Origin of the sequence: Croceitalea vernalis (assembly GCF_031846405.1) — a bacterium.
Lineage (GTDB): Bacteria > Bacteroidota > Bacteroidia > Flavobacteriales > Flavobacteriaceae > Croceitalea > Croceitalea vernalis.
Map to the genome: position 1 here is coordinate 1 of NZ_JAVRHU010000008.1, position 10,611 is coordinate 10,611.

Here is a 10,611-nt window from a genome sequence, read left to right on the forward strand (position 1 = left end):
TGAACAAAACGAAACTGAAACAATTGATTAAAGCAAAAAAAGCCAGCAGGTAACAATGGCTATAATTTATAGCTGCATTCTGCTAGCTTAAAAATAATTACTTTTAATACGGCTGGATTTCAGTCCGACAATTCCCGTTGGGAATCGCCGCTAAGAAATCATAGCCGAGACCGTTGGCAAACATTTAAGAGCAACATAACGGAAAAGAAAAATAAACTGAATTGGATAATAGCATAATCGGAATTGGAATTGCACTTGGGATTAGTTTCTTTATTCTTTACACAAGGAAAAAGAAATGGATGAATCCCAAAATAATATGGTTGACCTGTTTCGGACTTTTAGCTGTTGGACTTTTCGGATTGTTGGATTCAGAAACTGAATTCAGGAATGACCGAATTATGTATTTCGGATTTTGCGTACCAATGGTTTATTGGATTTTTGACAGAGTTTTTAAGCGGATTAGTGAAAACATACATAAAAGAGATTTTATTCTTTTTATGAGATATTCGGACGAAATTAATGATGGATTTGGAGCAAAAAATCCACACGTAAAAGAATCTGACAAATTATTTTCGTTTGGACTTTTAATTATCATCGTGGTAACTTTATTAATCGGAATGAAAGTAATATGAAAATAAAAAACGATTTGCCAACAATGGCTATAATCTATAGCTTTCCTTCTACAAAGAATAACTTTTCTTACTTTTAAATAAAAACAAAACCGGTCCGGCGAATATGTAGCTCGGCACTTTTGCTCGCCTTCCAAACGCGCCAGCTCCTTTGCGGTTATCTTTGGCGCGGGCCTTTGGCGCAAAACTGCCCATCCGCTAAAGTATCATAGCCGAGACCGTTGTAAAACATTTAAAACAAACTTTATGAACAAAAACATTTGGACTTTTATTCTGATACTTACTTCGATATTTTCATTTGCGCAGACTGAAAATTTGAACGCTCAACTTGGGAAAATGAAAAAGTTCTTTCTTGCACAGGATTATGAAAATTTTGCAAATTATACCTATCCGAAAGTTATTGAAATGATGGGTGGAAAATCGAACATGGTGAAAGCCACAAAACAAGGAATGAATAAAATGAAAAATGATGGGTTCTCATTTACTGACCTAAATTTTAAAAGTCCTTCCGGATTTTTAAAAAAAGATGGTGAGTTACAATGTTCTTTGACTCAAATAATTGTTATGAATACCCCACAAGGAAAAATAGAATCCGAATATACTTTAATTGGAATATCTAGAGACAACGGACAGAATTGGACATTTATTGACACATCTGGAAAGAGCAAGGAAACCATGTTGAAATATTTTCCAAACCTGCACAATGACATCATTATAAAACCGAAAAAACAAAAACTAATCGAATAAAAAAACGTTTTACAACAATGGCTATAATTCAGCTTTGCCTTCTACCCCTATTTGAAAAACTTTATCTTTAAAAATGGCTGGATTCCGAACCTGGAAATCCTAACGGATTTGCCAAGCCGAAATCATAGCCTAGACCGTTAGCTACAATATCGGAACGACAATCTATGAGTATAAATACATTAAGCCAAGAATACTTTCGATTTTTAAGACAAGTAGATATTAATACTTTAAATAATTCCCAAAAATTCGCATTTAGCTACCTTCAGTCAATAGGCATTAATTCAAATGAGTTCATAATAACACGAAACGAGCAATCAAAAATTGCTGAAAAAATCTCATCTGGAAAAGCCTCATTAGAAGAAACAAAAGAGCAGTTTTATTTAGAAGCAAAATGCTATAATTATCTAGAAAATATTTACATACAAATACATCGAATAGAATATATGTTTAGAAAGAACCTACTGACTTTCAACTACAATAATTCGATGACTGAATTAGAATACAGAAATTGGCTTAATGATTTCCACTTTATCACTATGATAAGAAATAAATTGTTTGAACACGCATCTGAAAATTTTGATTTTTGTAGCGACAACGGAAATGCTTTTTTAACAAATGATATTTATGATTTTAGAATATGGTTTTTTCAAGGTGCTGGTGCTTTTCAAGACGCTACTTTACCTATCGTAGAAAATTTCAATAATTGTCTTGGTAAAATCAATGAAATATTAAAAGTTGACTTTAATAAACCATTTTTCGAAAAATGTAAATATATAAGAAGAGGTGCTCAACTTCTTTCTAAACAGGAACAATACGATTTGTTTAATCATTCAATAAAGAAAACAGGATTTGTTACTCATACTCCAATGGAGTTGTTAAGCAAAGCTTTCAATGTGGCAAAACTGATTTTTATAAATCCGCTACCTATTGAATTAAATCGTAGAAATTTAAAAGTGAGAAACGAAGAAAATTTAGTTGACGCAATATGGATTTACTAAAAAATACTGTAGCTAACAATGGCTATAATTTATAGCTGCATTCTGCTAGCTTAAAAATAATTACTTTTAATACGGCAGGATTTCAGTCCGACAATTCCCGTTGGGAATCGCCGCTACGAAATCATAGCCGAGACCGTTGTAACCAATTATAATTTATGATTAGAATTTTAGCATTGACCCTTATCTTAATAATTGTTTCTTGTTCATCGAATAGAAAATTATCTTCTGAAAATTCCCAAAATAGGATTTCTAAAGAATATCATGAAGATGGGACATATTCTGAGTGGAAATATGCGAACGGACAACTCGTCGATGGCAAGTCTTATTTTAAAAGTGGAGTACTTCTTGAAGATTATAGTTTCAAGAATGGAAAAAGAAATGGAATTTCCAATAGATATTATGAAAGTGGCGAAAAAGAAATAATATGGGAATTTAGAGACGATATTGTAATTGGCGGCACAGGATACTTCAAAACAGGTGAGAAGAAGTATGATTTTAGTTATGAAAATGGCCAAAGAAATGGGCTTACAATAGAATATTTCAAGAGCGGTAAGAAGAAAATGGAATGGAATTATTCAAATGATAAATTAAAAGGTCAGTCCATTGAATATTTTGAAAATGGATACATAAAGGATGTATGGAATTATTAAAAACTGGTTACAACAACGGCTATAATTTATTGCTACATTTTGCTAGCTTAAAAATAATTACTTTTAATACGGCCGGATTTCAGTCCGACAATTCCCTTTGGGAATCGCCGCTACGAAATCATAGCCGAGACCGTTGTGCTTAATGTTGAAGATTCAAACTGAAATCGAAATTTGAAGAAAAAAGAAATTTATTGGATAGTTGGAACTTTAGTACTTGTCCTGATTTTGACGCTGGCAATTTTCGGAATGGATGGATTAAAAAGTGACTCAACTTGGGACATAAATATTCACGACACCTATTTTGTAATTGCAAATTTTCATTTAATCCCTTTAATCTTTGTCTTTACCTTTTTTGTAGTTTACCTAATACGGACAACTAGACGGAATTTTAAAAATATTACGTCTAATCTAATACTAATGATAGTTACAATACTATTTGTGTTAGTACTTGGAAAATTAATTGCCATGTTGGATTTTTTTGGTGGACCTAATAATAATCAAAATGTTCCTCTAGACAAAAGTCCCGTTGAGAACGCCATCGGCATATTATCAAAAGTTATGTTTGTGTTGCAAATTGGACTTCTCATTTTGTTAAGCTATTGTGGATTCAAAACTGGGCGAAACTATAACGGAAAAAAATAAAACACTAAACACAACAATGGCTATAATTTATAGCTAGCCATTTAAGGCTATTCAGGAAATCCTAACGGATTTCCAAAACTCAGTCCCTTTTTGCTAACTTTAGTTCTTCGGCTACAAAATCATAGCCGAGACCGTTGTAGGTAATTTTGACTCACTAAGAAATTGAATGGAAAACTTAATTGGACCTATTGTCTTTTTAATAGTTGGAGGCGTATCTCTATATGCTGGATTTTACGTTCGGAATTCAAATCGTAGAATACAAACAAACGGAATTAAAACAAAAGCCAAAATAATTGACTTCGTAGAGGAACGCAGTCAGGATGCTGACGGAGATTCGCATATTTATCACTATCCAATTGTACGATTTACGGACAAAAACGGAATTGAAACGACTCAAAAATTGGACTCAAGTGAAAACCCTAAACGAATTAATCAACCGATTGAAATAATTTACTTAAAAAAGGACGAGGATTACGAAATAATGATAAACAGCGACTTTTGGAAAACTTACTTTCCCATGATTTTTATTATTGGTGGATTTTTATTTTCAGGAATCGGAATTGTCTGGTTAACAAATAAAATCTGAATAAAAAAACTACCTACAACAATGGCTATAATTTATAGCTACATTCTGCTAGCTTAAAAATAATTACTTTTAATACGGCTAGATTTCAGTCCGACAATTCCCGTTGGGAATCGCCGCTACGAAATCATAGCCGAGACCGTTACCTACAATTATGAAAAACATTCCGTTACTGATTTTAACATTGATTTTAATTGCAAGTTGTAATTCAAAACAACCTTCATGGGAATTGGAAAAATTGACTAAAAAACTGACCGAAAAAGAAAAGCAGATTTCTGATTTACAAACACAAATTGAGAATTTAAAAAAAGATAAAAGTTCATCTGAAAACACTCAAACTTCGGATTATTATCGCTTCGTAGAAACTTCGGACACTGAAATAAATGTTGCGGAAAAATTAAAAAGCGGAGAACGGAAGTTAATTGACAAAAAGGACTTTAGAGACACTTTAGATATATCAGACAATTTTTTCGTTTACAAACATACTTCTGAAATCACTCAAACGTCTGAATCGGAATTTGAATCAATCCTTCGGGATTTTGACCAAGTTAAATCGGAATATGGAAATGACTTTTTTGTGAGAGTAATGACTTTTTATAATGGACAACGTTTGCCATTAGAAACCGAAAACTCAAAAACTGATATTCATATTTTAATCCAACCAACTGAATTGGGTTATGAAAACAAAACGTTCGTGATTTCAGACTTTTATGATATTGACATAAAAACGCTCGAAAAGAAAGAGAATAGTGTCGAACTGACATTTGAACACGGAAAATTTCCGAGAAAAAGTGAGTTAATAATAATAAAACCTGAATTAGTAAAATTTGGAAATAAATAACTGTAGGTAACAATGGCTATAATTTATAGCTACATTTTGCTAGCTTAAAAATAATTACTTTTAATACGGCCGGATTTCAGTCCGACAATTCCCGTTGGGAATCGCCGCTACGAAATCATAGCCGAGACCGTTGCCATTAATTTAATCAATGAGAATATTAACCTTAGCACTAATACAACTAAGCACTTTTTTTGTCTTCGGTCAAAATGATAAAGTCGAATACAATCAAATTGTTCCAGAATATGTAACTGCGGTTTGGAAAAACAATGGGGCTTCGAACAGCTCAGAATTTGAAGCGAACGAATTGACTCAAATAAAGGAGTTCTTTGGAGAGTTGAGTAAAAGACAAAATAATATAACTTCGACTAAATTTTTGGCAAAACCTACCGACAACACACTTGTAGCGCACTATCTATTTACCAAGCTTAAATGGAACTCATTTAATGGACCTCATGTTGGACTTAAAAGAGAGTCAACAAAAAAGGTCATGAAAACTTCGTTGAACAATTTGCCGAACCGAAATGAACTTTTAGCTTTTTACTATAGCTCGGTTTTTATAGACGTTTTGAATAAACAAAAATCAATGAATTTATCAAACACTAATATTGATTTGGATAATCTAAACCTTGAAAACGATTTGGAAAAGGCAATTCTTTTCTTAACAGCCATGAGGCATGTTGGTGGTCAAGTCACATCTTATGCAAAGACACGATTTCCAAATAACTGTTTTCGGGCAATAGAATACGTAGAAAATATGCCTACATTCAATGGAAGGCCATTTTATGAATTTCAATTACCTGAGTTTAAAGATTTTAAAATAGAGGTTGACAAGCGAAAGCCGAAAATGAGTTTCAAAAAAAGATACATTCCCGAATTTGAAAATGCCAAATCCGGAATTGAAAAGTGTATGGCAGAAGAAAAAAACTAATGGCAACAATGGCTATGACCCATGGCTAACGCTTGGTCATTTTTTCCTAACTTCAACCAAATAAAAAATGTCTGGCACTGGCCACGCGGCCATAGCCGAGACCGTTGCCATTAATACATGAAAAACTATGAGACCCATTTCAATCTTCCTTTTATTGATTTTAGTTGGTTGTAAAAACGAAAGTAAAAGGGAAATCGGAACTGAAAATCAATCTGAAGTGACGACTGAAACCGAGGACGGAATTGACAAATCAGTTTCTGAAATGTGGAATGACTTTACCGAATCTTATCCTGAATTTAAAAACGACGAAATTCCCGAATCCGACTTTTTCCATAATAATGAGAAAGACGCAAATCGATTGGCAGAATTGACTCTGACTGGTAAAAAAAGAGCTTCGTCTGGACTTTACAGCTTGTATCAACAATACAAAGCGGATTTACCAACTGTTGGAACAAAACAAATCGTAACGGACTTTAATGGAAAGGCAAAAGCGATTATAGAAAATATAAGTGTCGATACAATTCCATTCAACAAGATATCCAAAGAATACGCTGAAATGGATATGGGAACTTATGTTGAACCTCTTACAAAATGGAAAAAAGCACATTGGGACTTTTTTGAAAGTTTCTTAAAAGAGAATGGAAATGAACCGACCGAAAAAATGCTCATAGTCGCTGTAGAATTTAAAAAAGTATGGCCGAAAAACGAATAAAGTACTAATGGCAACAATGGCTATAATTTATAGCTAGCCATTTAAAGGCTATTTAGGAAATCCTAACGGATTTCCAAAACTCAATCTCTTTTTGCTAACTTTAGTTCTTCGGCTACAAAATCATAGCCGAGACCGTTGGCAACAATTTTAATCAAACTGGAATTTTGGAATTGAATAAATCAGAATTACTAAAGTTATTGGGAATTGGGACTTTTTTGTTCTTGTCCGTTATCGAATTTTCTAGCCTTGTAGAATATGTACTGACACATCTACAAATAGTGTTAGCTCCAACTTCATTTGGAATGCAATGGCTACCTGATTTATTGGGACTAATGATTTTTAGTTTTGTACTGATATGGACTTTTCGTAAGGCAGACAAATTGTTGGAAAGGAATTGGAACAAGTTACTCTTAACTTCTGTCATTATATTCTTTATTATTCTTCTTTCACAATTTCTTTATCCCTTTTTGGGGTCCGATTATGTTCTTGCAAATTATTCAGAAAAATTTTCAGCTTTTTACGACGGGAAACGAAATTATGTGACTCAATTGATAATCGGGATTTGTCAAATATTGAAATACATTGTATTTGCTGTTTTTCTGTACTTTAAAATATAAACTGTTGCCAACAATGGCTATAATTTATAGCTAGCCATTTAAAGGCTACTCAGGAAATCCTGACGGATTTCCAAAACTCAATCCCTTTTTGCTAACTTTAGTTCTTCGGCTACAAAATCATAGCTGAGACCGTTGTACACAATACCCCAAAAATGCCGAGAATCGAACTTCAAACTGAAATAAAAGCCGATAGAAATATCGTTTTTGACTTGTCACGAAGTATCGATTTGCACAAAATATCAACAGAACAAACTAATGAAGAAGCAATCGCTGGAAAAACAAGCGGATTAATCGGAATGAATGAAAGCGTAACTTGGAGAGCAAAACACTTTGGAATATATCAAAAACTGACTTCCAAAATAACGGAATTTGAAAAACCGAAATACTTTGCGGACGAAATGGTTAAAGGAGCGTTTGCGGAATTTAAACACGAACATCACTTTGAGGAATCGAATAGCGGAACTTTGATGATAGACTTTTTTTATTATAAATCGCCTTTTGGAATTTTAGGAAAGTTGGCGGACAAGCTCTTTCTTAAAAAATATATGATTGAATTACTAACCGAAAGAAATCGAATTGTAAAAGAGTTTGCGGAATCTAACAAATGGAAAGAAGTGATAAAATGAAAATCGGAACTAAACTATTAATACTATTCCTGGCTTTGAATTTTCTTTCTTGCAAAGGTTCAGCGCAAGAAACTGAAACAAAAAAACCTATTCCCGAATTCGACTTCTCAACAATTGAAAAGTTCAGAGAAACGAAGCTAAAAGGTCAAATAATAAACGATTATGATAGTATTTTCAGTCCATCAGAGAGGAAAGAACTATCGGATATTATTTATGACTATAACACTGAAACAACTCGACAAATAGTTGTTGTGACAATTGATAGTATAAAACCTTATTCTGACATCCAAAAAATGGCAACGGATTTAGGAAAATATTGGGGAGTTGGAAGCGCTGAAAAAGACAATGGACTTGTAATTCTATTATGTAATCCCGAAAGGAAAATTGGAATTGCAACGGGTTACGGGACTGAACTGATTTTGACTGATGAAATTTGTAAGAGTGTTATCGATAGCGTTATAATTCCAGAATTTAAAAACGGAAAATATTATGACGGAATTAAAAACGGTGTCATTGAGTTAATAGAAAAGTGGAAATAAAAGTACTGTGTACAACAAAACCTATAAACAATACGGGCTTAGTTGCTAAATTTAAAAACCCGGAAAATCAACGATCACCGCCAAATCTTTTGGATTTGGCATTTAATAAAAAAAAGAAAAAGCAAAACAAAAAGGTTTGGCTAAGTCCCAAACGGAAAGCAAACATTAGTTTGCTCCCGTACTGTTCATAGCTCCGACCGTTAGCTAACATTTAAAAAAAGCCAATTCAGTAATGTTCAAATACGTTTTAATTACAAGCCTAATAATTGTTTTTATTTCTTGTAGAGACAGTAAAAAAACAAGTCTGAAATCTCAAAAAAATGATGTTGAGAAAACGGACAACGTAATAAGGGACACAAATGGTTGGGTAATAATGAATGAAATCGGAGTTAAGGACTTCCTAAATGAATTGAAAATCAGGGAAAATGAACAAAAAAAGCTAAATATTTTGTCAACTCTTGGCGAAGCTCCTCTCGACTGGCTGAATATAGACGACTTGGAATTTCTTATCTCCCAAATTGAATCAGAAGAAAAAGCAAAATGTGTGATGCGTGCAATTTCTTCTCATATTCCAAATCCAGAAAACATAACAATTGGAGACCAAGCTATTTCAATATTAGAATCTTATCGACGGAATGAACAATACCCTAATGGACTGACCATTTGTGGAAAATATGACGCGGGAAAAGTAAAAGAAATACGGACATGGTGGGCAGAAAAAAAACGTTAGCTAACACAACCTATAAACAATACGGGCTTCGGGCTTAATCGCTGGGTTTGTGTATTTTTAGGAAGTCCGCAAAATCTTTGGGATTTTGCTTTAGCAAGGAAAAGAAAAAACAAAACAATAAGATTTCGCTATGTGCGTGGCGGAAAGCAAACGTCAGTTTGCTCCCGTACTGTTCATAGCTCTGACCGTTGCCAGTAATTTGAGAAAAACAAAAACCCATATGAACATTAGATATTTATCAATTCTAATTCTGACTCTACTAATTTCTTCTTGTAATATTGACAAGGAAAGAAAATTAACCGAAAGTGAGCTTTTAGAATTACAGAAAAGGAATAATGATTCAATTATGGTAATTCTCGATTCAATTAACAAAGTCAATATTTATGTTCCACCTTTATTTGATAAAGAAACTATTGACTCAACAACAACCAACAAATTTTTCGAATTAGCGAAAGAAACAAAAGGGGAACTTAAACTTTTAGTTAATTCAGAACTTATTACCAATGAAATCAAATATATCATTGAAAAACACTCTGTAGACAATTCCGATATCCTTTTTCTAATTGACAAAACTGGCAGTATGGAAGACGATATTGCAAACGTTCAAAAGGGTTTAACTGAAATAATCAACTCAATTAATAAGTATAAAAATGTTAGAGTTGCGATCGGACTATATGGTGATAAAAATTCTGACGGTAAAGAATGGTATTCGTTTAAGAACTTCGAAACCAATTTAGAATCAGCAAAGAAATTTATAAAGGGAATTAAGGTTACGAATGGAGATGATTACCCAGAATCGGTTTATGATGGTTTTTTCCAAAGTTCAAAAGAGAATTTTTGGAAGTCAGAAAACAAAAGAATGGTAATATTAATCGGAGATGCACCACCATTGGAAAAACCACTAAGCGATTATTCAATGTCTGATGTAATTAATAAAGCAACAAAGGACAAAATAACAATGAATTTTTATCCTATAGTTGTAACACCAGCAATGATGGATGAACTTGGAACCGTGACCAAACCAAAAGTCTATGAAAAGTCAAAATTGGTAAGTTCATTCTATCCAAATCCTTCTGCTGGAAAAGTAAATATTAATCTAGAAAAGGACGATAATTATGAAATTCAAATTTTTGACTTCAATGGTTCTCTCGTTTCAAAGGAAAATCATAACGGGAATAAAATATCAAAGGAATTATATGAATTGCCAAATGGTGTTTACATAATAAGAATAGTAGACTCGGAAATGAAATTTGACACGATAAAAATAATGTTGAATAAATAAAAACTACTGGCAACAATGGCTATAATTTATAGCTGAGCCATTTAAATGCCACTCAGGAAATCCTAACGGATTTCCAAAACTCAGTAC

General features: G+C 33.0%; 13 protein-coding genes. All 13 read left to right on the plus strand.

Annotated elements, in window-relative coordinates; all coding sequences use genetic code 11:
* The first annotated feature begins 299 nt into the window (after positions 1–299).
* The 13 genes from RM520_RS15045 (at position 300) to RM520_RS15105 (ending at position 10,524) form a co-directional block, all read left to right on the plus strand.
* Entirely contained in the window at positions 300–632 is a 333-nt protein-coding gene (locus RM520_RS15045) for a hypothetical protein (protein ID WP_311388536.1), read from the plus strand.
* A gap of 333 nt (positions 633–965) precedes the next feature.
* On the plus strand, positions 966–1,376 hold the full coding sequence (locus tag RM520_RS15050) for a hypothetical protein (RefSeq protein WP_311388537.1): 411 nt from the start codon (positions 966–968) through the stop codon (positions 1,374–1,376).
* 164 nt (positions 1,377–1,540) lie between these two features.
* Positions 1,541–2,374, plus strand: a complete 834-nt coding sequence (locus RM520_RS15055) for a hypothetical protein (RefSeq protein WP_311388538.1) — start codon at positions 1,541–1,543, stop codon at positions 2,372–2,374.
* Between the two features lie 155 nt (positions 2,375–2,529).
* The gene (locus RM520_RS15060) at positions 2,530–3,024 is read left to right on the plus strand and encodes a toxin-antitoxin system YwqK family antitoxin (protein WP_311388539.1); all 495 of its coding nucleotides are present in this window, start codon (positions 2,530–2,532) and stop codon (positions 3,022–3,024) included.
* A gap of 171 nt (positions 3,025–3,195) precedes the next feature.
* Positions 3,196–3,666 carry a hypothetical protein gene (locus RM520_RS15065; protein WP_311388540.1) on the plus strand — a complete coding sequence of 157 codons (471 nt, stop codon included), beginning with the start codon at positions 3,196–3,198 and terminating at the stop codon, positions 3,664–3,666.
* Positions 3,667–3,832: 166 nt separating this feature from the next.
* Positions 3,833–4,252, plus strand: coding sequence for a DUF3592 domain-containing protein (locus RM520_RS15070; RefSeq protein WP_311388541.1), 420 nt, complete (start codon positions 3,833–3,835; stop codon positions 4,250–4,252).
* Positions 4,253–4,403: 151 nt separating this feature from the next.
* The gene (locus RM520_RS15075) at positions 4,404–5,090 is read left to right on the plus strand and encodes a hypothetical protein (protein WP_311385634.1); all 687 of its coding nucleotides are present in this window, start codon (positions 4,404–4,406) and stop codon (positions 5,088–5,090) included.
* Between the two features lie 148 nt (positions 5,091–5,238).
* Positions 5,239–6,018, plus strand: a complete 780-nt coding sequence (locus tag RM520_RS15080) for a hypothetical protein (protein ID WP_311388542.1) — start codon at positions 5,239–5,241, stop codon at positions 6,016–6,018.
* Between the two features lie 127 nt (positions 6,019–6,145).
* The gene (locus RM520_RS15085) at positions 6,146–6,730 is read left to right on the plus strand and encodes an ASCH domain-containing protein (protein WP_311388543.1); all 585 of its coding nucleotides are present in this window, start codon (positions 6,146–6,148) and stop codon (positions 6,728–6,730) included.
* Positions 6,731–7,499: 769 nt separating this feature from the next.
* Positions 7,500–7,973: an SRPBCC family protein gene (locus RM520_RS15090; protein WP_311388544.1), complete on the plus strand. Its 474-nt coding sequence runs from the start codon at positions 7,500–7,502 to the stop codon at positions 7,971–7,973.
* Positions 7,952–8,512: a TPM domain-containing protein gene (locus RM520_RS15095; protein WP_311388545.1), complete on the plus strand. Its 561-nt coding sequence runs from the start codon at positions 7,952–7,954 to the stop codon at positions 8,510–8,512. Before RM520_RS15090 ends, RM520_RS15095 begins: the two co-directional genes overlap by 22 nt.
* A gap of 232 nt (positions 8,513–8,744) precedes the next feature.
* The gene (locus RM520_RS15100) at positions 8,745–9,242 is read left to right on the plus strand and encodes a hypothetical protein (protein ID WP_311388546.1); all 498 of its coding nucleotides are present in this window, start codon (positions 8,745–8,747) and stop codon (positions 9,240–9,242) included.
* Positions 9,243–9,462: 220 nt separating this feature from the next.
* Positions 9,463–10,524 carry a T9SS type A sorting domain-containing protein gene (locus tag RM520_RS15105; protein WP_311388547.1) on the plus strand — a complete coding sequence of 354 codons (1,062 nt, stop codon included), beginning with the start codon at positions 9,463–9,465 and terminating at the stop codon, positions 10,522–10,524.
* Positions 10,525–10,611: the final 87 nt, after the last annotated feature.